Source organism: Phenylobacterium sp. LjRoot219, from assembly GCF_964252995.1.
Lineage (GTDB): Bacteria > Pseudomonadota > Alphaproteobacteria > Caulobacterales > Caulobacteraceae > Phenylobacterium.
The window spans coordinates 3,674,143-3,689,191 of the sequence record NZ_CAXUQI020000001.1 but is presented as its reverse complement, the minus strand read 5'-3'; the positions used below and the strand labels follow the sequence as shown (position 1 = coordinate 3,689,191).

Genomic DNA, 15,049 nt, shown 5'->3' with positions numbered 1-15,049 from the left:
GGGGAGGAGCGTTTACTCCACTACGATCTCGGTCTTCACCGAGTTGGCGATGAAGCAGGCCTCGTGGGCTTCGTGGTGCAAGTGGTCGAGCTGGGCGGCGTCGGGCGCCGGGCCCTGCCAGGCGATCGCCGGCCGCAGCGCCACGCGGGTGACAGCGATGCGGCCCTCGGCGTTCTTCTCCATCAGCCCTTCGGCCGCGTCGCGGTAGCCGACGGCGACGAAGCCGGCCAGCCGGGCGACGTGCAGGAAGCTCAGCATGTGGCAGGCGGAGATCGAGGCGACCAGCATCTGCTCGGGATCGACCGCGCCGGCCACCGCCCACTTGTTGCCGACCACGTGCGCCGAGGCGGTGCCGGGCACCTCCGGCCCGTGCTCGAAGGCTACCGAATGGCCGCGCGAGTAGCGGCCGTTCGGGAAGTCCTCGCCCTCGGCCAGCGTCCAGTCGACGGTCGCGCGATAGAACGCCATCAGAAGGCCTCCGCCGGCAGCGCCATCATCAGCTCAGCCCCGGCCTTCAGCTTGGCCAGCCGCGAGCTGGTCTCGGGCAGCACCCGGGTCAGGTAGTAGCGGCCGGTCACCAGCTTGTTGGCGTAGAACGGGTCGGCGTCGCCGGCGGCGATCCTGGCGCTCGCGGCCTCGGCGATCTGCGCCCAGGCGTAGGCCAGGCCGGTCAGGGCGAACAGGTGCAGATAGTCGGTCGAGGCGGCGCCGGCGTTGTCCGGATTGGCCAGGCCGTTCTGCATCAGCCACATGGTGGCCTCCTGCAGCTCGCCCTTGGCCCGGGTCAGGCCCTCGACGAACGGCTTCAGCGTCTCGTCACCGGCGTGGGCGGCGGCGTAGGCGTCGAGCTCGGCGAAGAAGCTCATCACCGCGCGGCCGCCGTTGGCCGCCAGCTTGCGGCCGACCAGGTCGAGCGCCTGCACGCCGTTGGCGCCCTCGTAGATCAGCGCGATGCGCGAGTCGCGCAGGTGCTGGCTGGCGGCGACCGCCTCGGTGAAGCCCGCCCCGCCGTGCACCTGCATGGCGTCCGAGGCGATCAGGAAGCCGCGGTCGGTGAGGAAGGCCTTCAGCACCGGCGTCAGCAGCGCCATGTAGTCGTCGCCCTTCTGGCGGGTCGCCTCGTCGGTCGAGCCCTCGGCCAGGTCGCCGTGCAGGGCGGTCCAGAGCAGCAGCGCGCGGCCGCCCTCGATGATCGCCTTGGCCTCCATCAGCATGCGCCGCACGTCGGGATGCACGATAATCGGGTCGGCTGGCCCGTCGGGATTCTTCGGCCCGGTCAGCGAGCGGCCCTGCAGCCGATCGCGGGCGTAGGCCGCGGCCTCCTGGTAGGCGGCTTCGGCCTGGGCGAGGCCTTGGACGGCGACGCCGATGCGCGCCTCGTTCATCATCACGAACATCGCCGGCAGGCCGCGGTTCTCCTCGCCGACCAGCCAGCCGGTCGCCTCCTCGTGGCTGATCACGCAGGTGGCGTTGCCGTGGATGCCCATCTTTTCTTCGAGGCTCAGGCATTTCACCGAATTGCGCTGGCCGGGCTTGCCATCGGCGTCAGGCAGGAACTTCGGCACGATGAACAGGCTGATGCCCTTGGTCCCGGCCGGCGCGCCCTCGATCCGGGCCAGCACCAGATGGACGATGTTCTCGGTCAGGTCGTGCTCGCCGGCGGAGATGAAAATCTTCTGGCCGCTGATCCTGTAGCTGCCGTCGCCCTGCGGCACCGCCTTGGTGCGCAGCAGGCCGAGGTCGGTGCCGGCGTGCGGCTCGGTCAGGTTCATCGTCCCCGACCACTGGCCGGACGCCAGCTTCGGCAGGTAGAGCGCCTTCTGCTCGGCCGAGCCGCCGTTGTGGATCGCCGAATAGGCCCCGTGGGTCAGGCCCGGATACATGGCGAAGGCCATGTTCGCCGCCGACGACATCTCCGAAACCGCTAGGTTGACCACCGACGGCAGCCCCTGGCCGCCGAACTCCGGATCGGCCCCCAGCGCCGGCCAGCCGGCTTCGATGAACTGGGCGTAGGCCGGCTTGAAGCCGGTCGGCGTGGTGACCGAGAAATCCGGGCTCCAGCGGCAGCCTTCCTTGTCGCCGACCCGGTTCAGCGGCCCCAGCACCTCGGCGCTGAAGCGACCGGCCTCCTCCAGGATCTGGTCGACGGTGTCGATCTGGGCGTCGGCGAACGCCGGCAGGTTGGCGTAGCGCTCGATCTTGAGCACGTCGCGGAGCAGAAAGGCGAAGTCGCGCACCGGCGGCTGGTAGGTCATGACGTGCTCCCGTCAGCAGATAGTCAGCAGATAGTATGGGCGGCGGCTGGCTCAGCTGGGCTCGGCCCCGTCGAGGTGACGGCGCAGCATGAGGTCGTAATCCGCGGCCTGCGGCAGAAGATCCGGGCACCTGGCGGCGAGCCGGGTCTCGAGCGCGACGATGCCCTCGCGCAGCTCGGAGATGGCGCTGTCGAGGTCGGCGCGCTGCCGCTCCATCGCCACCAGCTTCTCGCGGAATTTGTAGAGCGAGGCGGCGTTCTGCTGCAGCCCGCCGTCGCCGATCTCGTAGAGGTCGAGGATCTCGCGCAACTCGGTCAGTGACAGGCCGACGCGCTTGCCGCGCAGGATCAGCGCCAGCCGCGCGCGGTCGCGGGACGAGTAGATCCGGTTGAGGCCGTCGCGCGCCGGGGCCAGCAGGCCCTTGTCCTCGTAGAAGCGCAGCGCCCGCGGCGTGCACTCGAACTCCTGGCAGAGCTGGCGAATGCTGTAGGTGCGCGCAGGGCGACGCAGTTCCGTCATCATGGCGTGATCCTCTGACGCGACCTTAGGGCGGCGGGGAGCCTACGCCGGTTGACGTTGACGTCAAGGTGAGCGAGGCGGCCGTTTCCGCATAAAACTTGGCCGATTGCGGCGAGACGGCCACGCGGGGCGCGCGCACCATCCCTTCGTGGAGGAACCGCCCATGTCCGAGAAGGCCGATCAGAACGCGCGCGTGCTCGACCAGTTCAGCCAGCAGGCCGACGCCTACGCCGCCCTCGTCAACACCGCCCGCAACCCCGCCGCCGACCCGCTGATCGAGGCGCTGGCGCCGCAAGGCGCCGAGCACGTGCTCGACGTCGGCTGCGGCTCCGGCCAGTTCGCCGTGGCGATCGCCCCGCGGGTGGCCCAGGTGGTCGGCGCCGATCTGACGCCGGCCATGCTCGACAAGGCCCGCGCCCAGCAAGCCCAGGCCGGGGTCGCCAACGTCGCGTGGCTGCAGGCCGATTCCACCGCCCTGCCGGTCGCCGACGGGGCGTTCGACATCGTCACTAGCCGCTCGATGCTGCACCACGCCGCCGATCCCGCCGCGACCCTGGCGGAGATGCGCCGCGCCTGCGCGCCTGGCGGCCGCATCGCCGTGCTCGACCTGACGCCGGCCCCGGAGAAGGCGCCGGCGTTCGACGCCATCGAGCTGTTGCGCGACCCCTCGCACGCCCGGACCCTGACCGTCGACGAGCTGCGCGGCCTCGGCGAGGCGCTCGGCCTGGAAGAGCTGACCCTCCGCGCGCGGGAAAGCGACCTGCCGCTGGAGATGACGCTCGCCACCTCCTTCCCAGGCCACGGCGTGGTCGAGCGCGTGCGCCAGCTCTACGCCCGCGACGCGGCGACCGGCGCCGACGTCTTCGGCCTGAAGGCGCGGATGCAGGACGGCCAGATCTGGGTCACCTATCCGATGACCCTGGTGATCTGGCGGAGGCCGGCGTGAAGCTCCGTGTCCACCAGCCCGCCGACCTCGCCTGGCGGCGGATCGGCGACATCGTCACCGGCGAGATGGCCCAGGCGCTCGACCCCGGCGAGCTCGCCTCGCACGTCGCCTTCCACGCGCCCGGCGACGCGGCCGCGCCGCAGCTGATGGAGCTGAAGCTGGAGCCCGACGCCCTGCTGGTCCCGCACAGCCACGACACCAGCGAGATCATCTATGTGGTGGCCGGCGAGCTGCGCTGGGGCGACCAGGTCCTCGGCCAGGGCGGGTCGATCTTCATCCCGGCCCAGGTGGTCTACAGCTTCCGGGCCGGGCCCGCGGGCGCGCGGCTGGTCAACTTCCGCCCGACCGCCGACCACAGCTTCCATCCGGCCTGACCGGGGTAGGGGTAGGTCAGCCGCGTTCGCCGGCGGCGGCGGCGGCGTCCGTCCCGGAGGCGCCAGCGTCCTGGGCGCCCGCGCTCGGCGCGCTGCTGCTGGTTCCGGAGGTCGAGCCGGTGGTCCCGGAGGCGTCGCTGGCGTAGCTGCTGGCGCCCCGCGCCGTGTCGGAGCCGCTCGGGGCGGCGCGCGACGCGCCCATGCTGGAGCCGGATTGCGCGCGCGTCGGATCCGAGGTGGCGGGCGCATCGGACAGGTCGACCGCAGAGTCCTGGGGCGTGGTCGAGGGCTGGCGGGATGCGCTCGAGGTCGCCGGGGCGCTGGAGGAGCTGCCGTATTCCCTGGAGGGCTGGGCCAGGGCCGTCCCGGCCAGGGCGAGGGCGCCAAGCGCGCCGGTCATGACGATCATCTTCATCCGAGGTCTCCTGATCGAGAGGACCTCGCCCAACCATCTGGATTGGCTGATGTTCCGGGTTTCGCTTTGCGTTATGCCCGCCCGTCGCGCGCCACCGCCTCGTTACACCCTCAGGTCGCCAGCGGCCCCATCTCCGGGTTCGCCCCGATCCCCTCGCGGACGAAGTCGTTGATCGCCGCGCGGATCTCCGCCTCGCTCGCCAGGCCCGGCGGGAAGATCCAGTCCTTGAACATCACGCAGGCCAGCACCGCGGCGAACGACACCCGGACCATCAGAGTCGGGTCGACCTTGGCCGGCCCGGTCAGCCGCGAGGTCATCATCGCCGCCCCGCGATCGAAGTAGGCGCCGAGGCTGCTGATCGCGGAATTCGCGAGGCTCGCCTCCGGATCATAGGTCTGGGCGACCACCAGCGAGGTCAGCATCCTGGCGTTCTCGCGCACGAAGCCCTGCAGCTCGTCGATGTAGAGCGCCGTGGATTCCCGAACCTCCTCGACGTTGTTGTCGAGCATGTGGTTGGCGAAGAAGGTCGACAGCTGCTGGTCGAGCGGCTTGAACACCGCCTCGCGGAACAGTTCGGCCTTCGAGCCGAAATAGCGGAACAGCTGAGCCTCGGTGACATCCGCGCGGCGGGCGATCGCCGCAGTGGTGGCGCCGGCATAGCCGCACTGGCGGAACTCCTCGCCCGCCGCCTCGACGATGCGGTTCATCAGGTCTTCCGCTGTGCGCCGCTTGCGCCGGGCGGGGGCTGCGGGCGCGTCGGGCGCGGGCTTGGTCTTCTGCAACGCCGATCCTTTGATGGCCCGTGACTTCCCGGGCGCTGCGACCCTGGCGGTGCAGCTGAACCGCCGAATCGCTCTGGCGATCCTAGCGCATTTCCGCTTGCGGCCGCCGTCGGCCGAGTCATAAGATAGTGAACACTATCTAATAACGGACCGGGGCGCGCGGCGTTCCGACAGGGAGGACGTTGCTATGAAGCAGGCTCTCAGCCGGCCGGCGCCGGTGTACGCCGCGGGCGCGGGGTTGTTCCGCAACGACCATTTCCAGATGGCCTATGCGACCACCGACATGGTTCAGGCCAAGGCGCTGTTCTCCAAGCGCTATGGGGTCAAGGAATGGCGGCCGCTGGAAGGCGCGTTGCCGGCCGGCGGCCAGATCCACATCGAACTCGGCTGGGCCGGCGGCACCATGTACGAGCTGGTCTGGGCCGACGGCCCGGGCTCGGAGGTGTTCCGCGCCGGCCTGCCGGCCGACGGCTTCGCGATCCGCCACCATCACCTCGGCTACTACGTGCCGACGGCCGAGGCCTGGGCGGCGCTGAAGGCCGAGGTCGCGCAGCAGGGCCTGAAGGTGCTGCACGTGACCGACGTGCCGGGCTTCCTGCAGGCGATCATCGTCGATACGCCGGAGCTCGGCCACTACCTCGAATACATCTTCCCGGAGCAAGCCGGCGTCGGCTTCTTCGAAGGCACCCCCAGCAACTGAACGCTGCGGGGCGCATGGCCCCGCTCACGCATGCATCGAAGGCGGAGGCAGGACATGGCCGAACAGATCGCGCCGAACATCCTCGATTATCTGAAGGACGGCCTCGAGGAGGCGGTCGCTGAACTGGCCAACACCTGGCGGCCGGACGATCCCGAGTACCGGGCGGACGTCTACCGCCAGATCATGATGCAGCTGTCCTACGGCTACTTCGCCTTCTTCCATGCCGATCCGGAGCACCCGGACTGGGCCCCGCTGTGGAACCCGGTCTACACGCTGCAGCCGAACCCCGACGACATCTACCTCTACTGCCCGATCAGCAGCGACTATCAGTACCGGATCGTCGGCAACCGCGGCACGATCAAGATGCTGACGATGAATACCCAGGCCGCGCTGTCCGGCATGCCCGGCCACATCGATCACACCGGCGAGTTCTACGCCGACCTCGACGACGGCGACCTGCAGATCGACGCCAACGGCGACTTCGAAGTGCTGCTGAGCACCGAGCGGCCGGCCGGCCACACCGGCAACTGGCTGCAGATCAAGCCGGGCGCGGTGTCGCTGATGACCCGCTACCGCAGCTACGACTGGGGCAACGAGATCGAACCAGTGATGTCGATCGAATGCCTGAACCCGACGGGCTTGAAGAAGCGCCTGAGCCCGGAGGAGATCCTCGAGCGGATCGATCACATGGCGCGGATGCCGGTGCGCTGCACCAAGCTGTTCTACGGCATGCAGAACGCGGTGAAGGCCAGCGTCGGCGTCAATGTCTTCGAGCCGGTGCGCTACGGCGGGGCGCTGTCGCGCCAGGTCTATCTGCCGGCGGTGTTCGAGTTCGAGGACGACGAGGCGCTGATCCTCGAGACCGAGCTGCCGGAGGTCCGCCGCTACTGGAACTTCCAGCTCAACGACCCCTATTTCAACGCGATCGAGTTCGTCTACCGGCTCTCCAGCACCAACGGCCACTTCGCCAAGGCCAGCCCCGACGGCAAGTTCCGCGCGGTGATCTCGCTGAAGGATCCGGGCGTGCCGAACTGGCTCGATCCGGCCGGCTTCAAGCAGGGCACCATCTACGGCCGCTGGTACGACTGCGACTCGACGCCGACCCCGACCCTGAAGCGCGTCAAGTTCGCCGAACTGCGCCAGCACCTGCCGGCGGACACGCCGGTCGTCACGCCCGAGGACCGCGACGCCGAACTCCGCGCCCGCGTCCGCGCGGCGCAGCGCCGGCGGCGGTGGTAGGCCGATGGACCTGAGACACGATCCCCCGGCGCAATTCCGCACCGCGCTCGACCAGCTGCACGAGGTGGTCGCCAAGGAAGCCGGCAGCGACGACTTCGGCCCGAGCGACTACCTGCCGGGCCTGAAGGTGCTGCTGCAGTCGATGGACTACGATCCGCACTTCTCGGAGGCCGGCCGCCGCCTGGCCTGGGGGCAGGTGGTCGACGTGCTGCGGGGCCGGGTCGCGGCGATCGCCTCGATGAAGGCCACCCCCGGCTTCGACGCGTCGCCGATCACCAGCCCGGTGGTGATCACCGGGGTGCCGCGCACCGGCACCACGGCGCTGCATCGGCTGATGGCCGTCGACCCGCGCTTCCAAGGCCTGCAGTCCTGGCTGCTCGACTCGCCGATGCCGCGTCCGCCGGTGGAGGCCTGGGCCAGCTATCCGGAATTCCAGAAGACGGTGGCCCGGCTCGAGGCGCAGCACGCCGCCGCCCCGCAGCAGCGCGCCGCCCACTTCCTCGCCGCCGAGGAGGTCCACGAATGCTGCATGGTGATGCGCCAGGGCTTCGTCTCCAACCTGTGGAACTGCGGCTGGTCGGCGGCCACCTACGACGCCTGGTGGCAGTGCCAGAGCGAGGAGCCGGCCTATCGCCACTACTACCGCTGCGTTCAGCTGATCGGCGCCAATGAGCCGGAGAAGCGCTGGCTGCTGAAGAATCCCGGCCACATCGAAAACCTCGACCTGCTGTTCGCGGTCTTTCCCGACGCGCGGGTGATCCAGACGCACCGCGATCCGGCCAAGGCCGTGCCCTCGCTGGTCTCGCTGCTGATGAACCTGCACCCGCTGATGGAGGACGGGCGCGCCGACCAGCGGGGCCAGAACATGCTGGCGCGCGAGGTGGCCAAGTGGTCCAGCGCGGTGCGCAAGGCCGATGCGGTGCGCGCGCAGCATCCGGGCAAGGTGCTCGACGTCGTCCACGGCGACTTCCACCGCGACCCGATGGCGGTGCTGGAGCGGATCTACGCCTTCATCGGCATGGAGATTCCGGATGAGCTGGACCCGGCCTTCGCCCAGCGGATCGCCGACAAGCCCGAGCTCGCGCACGGCGTCCACCGTTACGACATCACCGACTACGGCATGACCGAAGCCGAGGCGCGCGAGCCCTTCGGCGACTACGTCAGCCGCTACGATCTGCTGGAGAAGCGCGCATGAAGGCGGCGATCTATCCCGGACAGGGCCAGCCCATCGTCATCGAGAATCTGCCCGATCCGCGTCCCGGCCCCGGCGAGATCCTGCTCAAGGTCCATCGCTGCGGCGTCTGCGGCACCGATCTGTCGATGACCAAGGGCGGGATCTTCGACTACGGCCAGAACACCCAGTTCGGCCACGAATACGCCGGCGACATCATCGAGCTCGGCCGCGAGGTCACCGGCCTGAAGATCGGCGACCGGGTCGCCGTGCTGCCCTCGGTCGCCTGCGGCCAGTGCGAGCCCTGCCGCAGCCACGGCAACAACGTGCTGTGCCAGGCTCCGCCCGGCACCGCGATGGTCGGCTTCGCCGAGCTGGCGAAGGTGCCGGCCAGCGTCGCCACCCTGCTGCCCAGCACCCTGAGCATGGCCGACGGGGCCCTGGTCGAGCCGCTGGCCATCAGCCTCTACGGCGTCAAGCTGGCGCAGATCCAGCCCGGCGACCGGGTGCTGATCCTGGGCGGCGGCACCGTCGCGCTCTACGCCATCTACTGGGCGCGCCGGCTCGGCGCGGGCCGCATCGTCGTCATGTCGCGTTCGGCGCGGCGTCGCGACCTGGCGCTGGAGATGGGCGCCGACGCCTTCATCACCTACGGCGACAACGAGATCGGCGAGGCGCGCGAGGCGCTGGGCGGCGCGCCGCAGTTCGTCTTCGAATGCGTCGGCGCGGAAGGCATGCTGGGCAAGGCGATCATGCATGCGGCGCAGTTCGGCAAGATCGTCTCGCTCGGCTTCTGCACTTCGCCCGACCCGATCATTCCGGGCATCGCGTCGTTCAAGTGCGTCTCGATGCAGTTCGCCGTCGGCTATTCGATGAAGGAGTTCATCTATGTCGCCGACCAGATGGACAAGGGCCGCTGCGACCCGAAGGCGATCATCACCAACGAGATCCCGCTGAGCGGCCTGCCGGCGATGTTCGACGTGCTGCGCGGGCCGAACGACGAGACCAAGGTCCACGTCACCCTGTGATGAGCCTGCGCCGCTAGATCCGCTGGGCCGGGCGTTGGACCCGGCCCGCCACCTTCGCGTCCTGAGGGATGACCGCCCATGACCAGCTCCACCGCCCCCCGCGCCGTCGTCGTCGGCACCAGCTTCGGCTGCCGCATCCAGGTGCCGGCCCTGCGCGCCGCCGGTTTCGAGGTCGCCGGCCTGGTCGGCACGGACCCTGAGCGCACCGCCCGGCGCGCGGAGAAGGCCGGCGTCGCGCGGACCTTCACCGACCTGGACGAGGCGATCGCCAAGACCGGCGCCGTGGCGGTGACCATCGCCACCCCGCCGACCACTCATGCGCCGCTGACGCTCGCGGCGGTGGCCCGCGGCTGCCACGTGATCTGCGAGAAGCCGTTCGCCCGTGATGTCGCCGAGGCCAAGACCATGCAGGCGGCGGCAACACGCGCCGGCGTCATGGCGCTGGTCGGCAACGAGTTCCGCTGGCTGCCGGACCGGGCGCTGGTCGCCCGCGCCATCGCCGAGGGGCTGATCGGCGAGCCGCGGTTCGTCACCATGGCCAACTATATTCCGCTGGTCGCCGCGCCCGACGCGAAGATGCCGCGCTGGTGGTTCGACGAGGCGGCCGGCGGCGGCTGGCTGGGCGCCCAGGGCGCGCACATCATCGACCAGGTGCGCAGCTGGCTGGGCGACTTCGCCTCGCTGAGCGCGGCGCTGCCGACGGTCTCCGACCGCCAGGGCGCAGCCGAGGATTCCTACGTCATGCGCTTCCGGCTGAAGAACGGGGTGGAAGGCGCGCTGCAGCAGACCGCCGGCGCCTGGGGCCCGTCCGACACCATGACCCGGGTCGCCGGCACCCACGGCACGCTGTGGGTCGACGGCGCCGACGTCTGGCTCGCCGACCGCGAGGGCAAGCGCCAGCTGCCGGTGACGCCGGACCTGCAGCTGCCGCCGCCGCCGCCGCAGAGCGACGCGCCGGGCCACCAGTTCTCGCATTTCGAGCTCGGCCCCTACATCCGCCTGGCCGAGGCGCTGCGCGCCGGCGTCGACGGCCGCGACCCGCAAAGCGCCGTGCCGCTGCCGACCTTCGCCGACGGGGTCGCCGCCATGCAGGTGATCGACGCGGTCCGCGCCTCCGCCGCCCAGGGCGGGGCGCTGGTCGAACTCTAAGCCCAACGACAGTTCAGCCGCACTTCCCAGGGAGGACCCATGTCCATCAGCTACAAGAACAAGCGTGTCGTGATCACCGGCTGCTTCTCGGGCATGGGCGAGGCGACCGCCCGTCTGCTGCTCAGCCTGGGAGCCGAGGTGCATGGCCTCGACTACAAGCCGTCGAGCCTCGATCTGGCGTCCTTCACGAATACGGACCTGCGCGACCCCGCCTCGATCGACGCGGCGGTCGCCGGGCTGAAGGGCGAGTTTGACGTGCTGTTCAACTGCGCCGGCGTGCCGTCGACCTTCGCGCCGATCGATGTCTTCAAGGTCAACTACATCGGCCCGCGCAGGCTCACCGACCAGCTGGCGCCGCGGATCAAGGCGGGCGGGGCGATCGCCTGCATCGCCTCGACCGCCGGCTTCGGCTGGGCGCGCCGCATTCCGCTGCTTCAGGAGCTGATCGCCAAGCCGTCCTACGCGGAGGCCGTTGCCTGGTGCGAGGAACAGCTGAAGGCGAACGCCGACGCCTACACCCTGTCCAAGGAGACGATCATTGTCTGGACGCAGATGAGCGCGGCCTCGCTGATCAAGCGCGGCGTGCGGATGAACTGCATCCTGCCGGGACCGACCTCGACGCCGTTCATGGAGCAGCAGTCGACGATCACCCCCGACGCGGCGATCGACGCCTTCACCCAGCCGATCAACCGTCGCTCCAGCCCTGAGGAACAGGCCTGGCCGCTGGTCTTCCTGGGCAGCGACGCGGCGTCCTACGTCAACGGCGTGGCCCTGCCGGTGGACGGCGGCTTCATCGGCGGAGTCGCCACCGGCGAGATCGATCTCGCCAAGCTGTTCGGCGCCAATCCCAAGGCCAGCGGGCAGTGAGCGGCGGCTTCGAGCTGACCGGCCGGGTCGCCGTCGTCACCGGCGGCGGCACCGGCATCGGCGCGGCCACCGCCCGGCGGCTGGCCGAACACGGCGCCGACGTGGTGATCGCCAGCCGCAGCGCCGAGGAGCTGGAGCGCAAGGCGGCGGAGATCGCCGCGGCGACCGGCCGCCGCTGCCTGGCGATCGCCACCGACGTGAAGGACGAGGCGCAGTGCGTGCGGCTGATCGAGCGCACGCTCGAGGCGTTCGGCCGGCTCGACATCCTGGTCAACAACGCCGGCGGCACCCGTATGGGGCCGCTCAGCAGCCTGCCGACCAAGGGTTGGGACGCCAGCTACGACCTCAACGTCCGCTCGGCCTATTTCTGCACCCGCGAAGCCGGCCGGCAGATGATCGCCCAGGGCTCGGGCGCGATCGTCAACGTCTCCTCCGCGGCCGGGATCAACGGGGTGAAGGGCGGCGCGCACTACGCCTCGGCCAAGGCGGCGCTGCAGATGTTCACCAAGGTCACCGCCGCTGAGTGGGGGCCGCACAACGTGCGCGCCAACTGCGTGGCGGTGGGGCTGGTCGCCTCCGAGCGTGCGGTCGAGGCCTGGAAGGTCGCCGGGATCGACCCGACCGAGGCCGGCACGGCGACGCCGCTCCGCCGGCCCGGGACCCCGGACGAGGTGGCCGCGGTGATCCACTTCTTCGTCAGCGACGCGGCCTCCTTCGTCACCGGCCAGACGCTGGCCGTCGACGGCGGCCCGCCGATGGGCGGGATTGAGGTCTGATCCTCGCTGTCATCCCGGAAGCCGCGCCAGCGGCTGTCCGGGATCCAAGCACACGGCGATGCAGGAGCACCGCCGGCGGCGCCGTGTTCCTGGATCCCGGTCTTCGCTGCGCGAAACCGGGATGACAGTTGGGGCCTGCGTTCGTCCTTCCGCTCGTCCCCGCGAAAGCGGGGGTCCAGGGTTTTTTGAGTGTCGAGCGCAGCAGCAACAAAAACGCCTGGCCCCCCGCTTTCGAGGGGGTGACCGGATGGGGGCGGATTCAGTGCCCGCGGAACTCGCGCGGGCTCTTGCCGGTCAGGTCCTTGAAGGCGCGGGCGAAGGCGCTCTGGCTTTCGAACCCTACCTCGGCGGCGACGTGGCCGATCGGCATCCGCGCGTCGCTCAGCAAGCTCGCCGCGGCCAGCAGCCGCGCGCGGCGGCGGTACTCGTCCCAGCTCATGCCGAAGGCGCCGCGGAAGCGCCGGCGCAGGGTCCGCTCCGACAGGCCGGCGGCCTCGCAGACCGCCGCCACGTCGCCGTCCCTCAGGTTGGCGCGGGTGAAGGCGACGGCGGCCTGCAGCTGCGGCTCGCGGGTGGTCGGCAGGTTCAGCGGCGCCTCTTCCTTGATCCACTCCGCGCAGAGGTTGGCGAGCGCCGCGAAATAGGCCCGGCCGGTCGCGTCCTGCGCCTCGGTCAGTGGCCAGCGCATGGCGCCAAGCACCATCTCGCGCATCAGCGGCGAGACCTGGATGATCCGCACCCGGTCGCCGGCCTCGGGGATCATCTCCGGCGAGAAGAGCACCGAGCCGGAGCGCACCCGGTGCAGGCTAGTGCGGTGGACCACGCCGGCCGGGATCCAGATCGCCCGGGTGCGCAGGCAGAGGTAGCTGGCGCCGCGGTCTTCGACCTCGATCGAGCCGTCGAACGCGTACTGCAGCTGGTGCATGTCGTGGCTGTGCCACGGGGTGTCGATGTCGTAGTCGTCCTGCGGGATCGCCCCGGCCTTGGGCCGCCGGGCGGGATCCATGATCGTGCTCAAGGCGACGTCGGACATCAGAGCTTATCCTGCGGCCGGATGGCCGTTGCTGCACAAAATATGGCCGAGCGCGGTGAGACGGTCAACGCCCCGGGGGGCTAAATGGCCCCGCATAGGACAGGCGAAGGCCCGGCTTGCTCGACCGGAACGGTCGGGGGCGCGGCCCATTCTGCTCTCTGGGAAAGGCGACGACGCGGGCCTGCGCTCGTATACTCGCCGCGCCCTTGCGCCTTCGGGCGCGGCGCGCCAGAGGCATGGGCCCAAGCGTCGAGACGACGCCTGTCGCAGTTCGTACGGCCCGGCGCTGAGGCAACAGCAGCGGCGGCGCCGAGCCAGGGAGAAGAGTTATGGCGGACGACGAAAAGACCGAAGGCATGGCGAGCAACGCTCGCAAGTACTGGAGCGCGGAAGGCTACACTCCGGGCGGCGTGATCCGCGAAGTCGACTACGCTAAGAATTCGACCGGCCTGAACCCGGCGCTGGCCGGCATCAAGATCGTCGACTGCGACACCCACATCACCGAGGCTCCCGATCTCTTCACCTCGCGCACGGCCGCGAAGTTCAAGGACAAGGTGCCGCATCGCCGCCGGGTCAACGGCGTCGACAAGTGGTTCGTCGGCGACCGCGACTTCGGCTCGTTCGGCGGCAACGTGATCCGCAACGACAACAACAAGCTGCTCGGCCGTCTGGCCTTCCCGACTCTGGAAGAAGGCCACGCCGGCGCGATCGAGACCAAGGCGCGCCTGCAGGCGATGGACGACATGGGCGTCTACGCCCAGATCTGCTACCACAACTCCGGCGTGACCCAGGCCGGGTCGCTGATGTCGCTGGGCGATCCTGAACTCGCCCTCGCGATCATCCAAATGTACAACGACGCGGCCGCCGAGCGTCAGCAGGAGTCCGGCCAGCGCCTGTTCACCCTGGCCCACCTGCCGATCTGGGATAAGGCGGCGATGGAAGCCGAGGCGCGTCGCGCCCTCGACATCGGCCTGAAAGGCTTCGTGCTCCCCGACACCCCGGAACGCGTCGGCGTGCCGTCCTTCCTGGACGAGTACTGGACCCCGTTCCTGGAGATGTGCAACGACACCGGCGCGTCGCTGAACTTCCACCTGAACGCGGCGATCGACCCGAACACCCTGACCTGGGAAGGCTTCGCCTTCGAGCAGACCCTGTCGGTGGTCGCCACCATGTTCTCGATCGGCAACGCCGCGACGCTCGGCAACTGGATGGTCTCCGGCCGTCTGGACCGCCACCCGAAGCTGAAGATCGGCCTGATCGAAAGCGGCATGGGCTGGGTCCCCTTCGCCATCGAGGCGATGGAGCACCAGTTCAACGAAATGCTGCCGGCGAAGTCGAAGATCCTGCAGCGCCGGCCGTGGGATTACTTCCGCGACCACTTCTGGGTGACGTTCTGGTTCGAGACCGTCGGCCCGCAGAAGCTGCTCGACGTGCTCGGCGCCGACAAGGTGCTGTTCGAGACCGACTTCCCGCACCCGACCTCGCTGTACCCGGGCGTGCAGGACCACGTCATGAAGACCCTCGGCGGCTACGACCACGAGGTCCGCAAGAAGGTCCTCGAGACCAACGCGGTGAAGCTCTACAACCTGCCGTTCTAAGCGGCGGCGCGAGACAGAGTTCGGAGAGGGGGCGGAAACGCCCCCTCTTTTTTTGCGCCTGCCCGCGCCCTTAGCTCCCCCGCGCAGCGGGGGAGAGGACCCGGTCGCCGATGCAGCGAAGAGCGACTGGGGGTGGGGGCGAGCCGCCGGGCGCAGCGGCGCCGCTTCGAAGACTGAGGTGATGAGATTCAGAGGCG

The 15,049-nt window shown here is 69.8% G+C and carries 16 protein-coding genes; 10 read left to right on the top strand and 6 right to left on the bottom strand.

Annotated elements, in window-relative coordinates; genetic code table 11:
• Positions 1-12 precede the first annotated feature (12 nt).
• Genes ACSQ14_RS18070 through ACSQ14_RS18060 form a run of 3 tightly spaced genes read right to left on the bottom strand, consistent with a single transcriptional unit; the run spans position 13 to position 2,777 of the window.
• Positions 13-468, bottom strand: a complete 456-nt coding sequence (locus ACSQ14_RS18070) for an OsmC family protein (protein WP_436015291.1) — start codon at positions 466-468, stop codon at positions 13-15.
• Positions 468-2,255, bottom strand: a complete 1,788-nt coding sequence (locus ACSQ14_RS18065; protein WP_436015289.1) for an acyl-CoA dehydrogenase C-terminal domain-containing protein — start codon at positions 2,253-2,255, stop codon at positions 468-470. Before ACSQ14_RS18065 ends, ACSQ14_RS18070 begins: the two co-directional genes overlap by 1 nt.
• Before the next feature lie 51 nt (positions 2,256-2,306).
• The gene (locus ACSQ14_RS18060; protein WP_436015287.1) at positions 2,307-2,777 is read right to left on the bottom strand and encodes a MerR family transcriptional regulator; all 471 of its coding nucleotides are present in this window, start codon (positions 2,775-2,777) and stop codon (positions 2,307-2,309) included.
• A gap of 160 nt (positions 2,778-2,937) precedes the next feature.
• On the opposite strand from ACSQ14_RS18060, the gene ACSQ14_RS18055 reads away from it, so the two are divergent.
• Together ACSQ14_RS18055 and ACSQ14_RS18050 are read left to right on the top strand one after the other, a co-directional pair.
• Entirely contained in the window at positions 2,938-3,720 is a 783-nt protein-coding gene (locus tag ACSQ14_RS18055) for a class I SAM-dependent methyltransferase (RefSeq protein ID WP_436015285.1), read from the top strand.
• Positions 3,717-4,094, top strand: coding sequence for a cupin domain-containing protein (locus tag ACSQ14_RS18050; RefSeq protein WP_436015283.1), 378 nt, complete (start codon positions 3,717-3,719; stop codon positions 4,092-4,094). The genes ACSQ14_RS18055 and ACSQ14_RS18050 overlap by 4 nt, the downstream gene beginning before the upstream one ends.
• A 16-nt stretch (positions 4,095-4,110) precedes the next feature.
• Here ACSQ14_RS18050 and ACSQ14_RS18045 read toward each other — a convergent pair whose 3' ends face one another.
• Both ACSQ14_RS18045 and ACSQ14_RS18040 read right to left on the bottom strand, forming a co-directional pair.
• Positions 4,111-4,509: a hypothetical protein gene (locus tag ACSQ14_RS18045; RefSeq protein WP_436015281.1), complete on the bottom strand. Its 399-nt coding sequence runs from the start codon at positions 4,507-4,509 to the stop codon at positions 4,111-4,113.
• 110 nt (positions 4,510-4,619) lie between these two features.
• Positions 4,620-5,291 (bottom strand): TetR/AcrR family transcriptional regulator, encoded by a 672-nt coding sequence (locus tag ACSQ14_RS18040; RefSeq protein ID WP_436015279.1) that lies wholly within the window; start codon positions 5,289-5,291, stop codon positions 4,620-4,622.
• Positions 5,292-5,478: 187 nt separating this feature from the next.
• On the opposite strand from ACSQ14_RS18040, the gene ACSQ14_RS18035 reads away from it, so the two are divergent.
• The 7 genes from ACSQ14_RS18035 (at position 5,479) to ACSQ14_RS18005 (ending at position 12,221) form a co-directional block, all read left to right on the top strand.
• Positions 5,479-5,991, top strand: a complete 513-nt coding sequence (locus ACSQ14_RS18035) for a hypothetical protein (RefSeq protein ID WP_436015277.1) — start codon at positions 5,479-5,481, stop codon at positions 5,989-5,991.
• Between the two features lie 54 nt (positions 5,992-6,045).
• A complete protein-coding gene (locus ACSQ14_RS18030) occupies positions 6,046-7,230 on the top strand; it encodes a DUF1214 domain-containing protein (RefSeq protein WP_436015275.1) in 1,185 nt (394 codons plus the stop codon).
• Positions 7,231-7,234: 4 nt separating this feature from the next.
• Positions 7,235-8,425: a sulfotransferase family protein gene (locus ACSQ14_RS18025; RefSeq protein WP_436015273.1), complete on the top strand. Its 1,191-nt coding sequence runs from the start codon at positions 7,235-7,237 to the stop codon at positions 8,423-8,425.
• Positions 8,422-9,429 (top strand): alcohol dehydrogenase catalytic domain-containing protein, encoded by a 1,008-nt coding sequence (locus ACSQ14_RS18020; RefSeq protein WP_436015271.1) that lies wholly within the window; start codon positions 8,422-8,424, stop codon positions 9,427-9,429. Before ACSQ14_RS18025 ends, ACSQ14_RS18020 begins: the two co-directional genes overlap by 4 nt.
• Before the next feature lie 78 nt (positions 9,430-9,507).
• The gene (locus tag ACSQ14_RS18015; protein WP_436015269.1) at positions 9,508-10,578 is read left to right on the top strand and encodes a Gfo/Idh/MocA family protein; all 1,071 of its coding nucleotides are present in this window, start codon (positions 9,508-9,510) and stop codon (positions 10,576-10,578) included.
• A gap of 39 nt (positions 10,579-10,617) precedes the next feature.
• Positions 10,618-11,445 (top strand): coniferyl-alcohol dehydrogenase, encoded by an 828-nt coding sequence (locus ACSQ14_RS18010; protein WP_436015267.1) that lies wholly within the window; start codon positions 10,618-10,620, stop codon positions 11,443-11,445.
• Complete coding sequence (locus ACSQ14_RS18005; protein WP_436015265.1) at positions 11,442-12,221, top strand: SDR family NAD(P)-dependent oxidoreductase; 780 nt, start codon at positions 11,442-11,444, stop codon at positions 12,219-12,221. The genes ACSQ14_RS18010 and ACSQ14_RS18005 overlap by 4 nt, the downstream gene beginning before the upstream one ends.
• Before the next feature lie 259 nt (positions 12,222-12,480).
• Here ACSQ14_RS18005 and ACSQ14_RS18000 read toward each other — a convergent pair whose 3' ends face one another.
• Entirely contained in the window at positions 12,481-13,254 is a 774-nt protein-coding gene (locus ACSQ14_RS18000; RefSeq protein ID WP_436015263.1) for an AraC family transcriptional regulator, read from the bottom strand.
• A gap of 329 nt (positions 13,255-13,583) precedes the next feature.
• Between ACSQ14_RS18000 and ACSQ14_RS17995 the strand changes: the two genes are divergently transcribed.
• Positions 13,584-14,852, top strand: coding sequence for an amidohydrolase family protein (locus ACSQ14_RS17995; protein ID WP_436015261.1), 1,269 nt, complete (start codon positions 13,584-13,586; stop codon positions 14,850-14,852).
• Positions 14,853-15,049 lie beyond the last annotated feature (197 nt).

Excerpts from the sequence above, each read along its gene's own strand:
- ACSQ14_RS18060 (WP_436015287.1), bottom strand. The coding sequence starts at position 2,777 with ATGATGACGGAACTGCGTCGCCCTGCGCGCACCTACAGCATTCGCCAG.
- ACSQ14_RS17995 (WP_436015261.1), top strand. The coding sequence starts at position 13,584 with ATGGCGGACGACGAAAAGACCGAAGGCATGGCGAGCAACGCTCGCAAG.
- ACSQ14_RS18055 (WP_436015285.1), top strand. The coding sequence starts at position 2,938 with ATGTCCGAGAAGGCCGATCAGAACGCGCGCGTGCTCGACCAGTTCAGC.
- ACSQ14_RS18020 (WP_436015271.1), top strand. The coding sequence starts at position 8,422 with ATGAAGGCGGCGATCTATCCCGGACAGGGCCAGCCCATCGTCATCGAG.
- ACSQ14_RS18035 (WP_436015277.1), top strand. The coding sequence starts at position 5,479 with ATGAAGCAGGCTCTCAGCCGGCCGGCGCCGGTGTACGCCGCGGGCGCG.
- ACSQ14_RS18010 (WP_436015267.1), top strand. The coding sequence starts at position 10,618 with ATGTCCATCAGCTACAAGAACAAGCGTGTCGTGATCACCGGCTGCTTC.
- ACSQ14_RS18015 (WP_436015269.1), top strand. The coding sequence starts at position 9,508 with ATGACCAGCTCCACCGCCCCCCGCGCCGTCGTCGTCGGCACCAGCTTC.
- ACSQ14_RS18065 (WP_436015289.1), bottom strand. The coding sequence starts at position 2,255 with ATGACCTACCAGCCGCCGGTGCGCGACTTCGCCTTTCTGCTCCGCGAC.
- ACSQ14_RS18070 (WP_436015291.1), bottom strand. The coding sequence starts at position 468 with ATGGCGTTCTATCGCGCGACCGTCGACTGGACGCTGGCCGAGGGCGAG.
- ACSQ14_RS18045 (WP_436015281.1), bottom strand. The coding sequence starts at position 4,509 with ATGAAGATGATCGTCATGACCGGCGCGCTTGGCGCCCTCGCCCTGGCC.
- ACSQ14_RS18030 (WP_436015275.1), top strand. The coding sequence starts at position 6,046 with ATGGCCGAACAGATCGCGCCGAACATCCTCGATTATCTGAAGGACGGC.
- ACSQ14_RS18000 (WP_436015263.1), bottom strand. The coding sequence starts at position 13,254 with ATGTCCGACGTCGCCTTGAGCACGATCATGGATCCCGCCCGGCGGCCC.
- ACSQ14_RS18025 (WP_436015273.1), top strand. The coding sequence starts at position 7,235 with ATGGACCTGAGACACGATCCCCCGGCGCAATTCCGCACCGCGCTCGAC.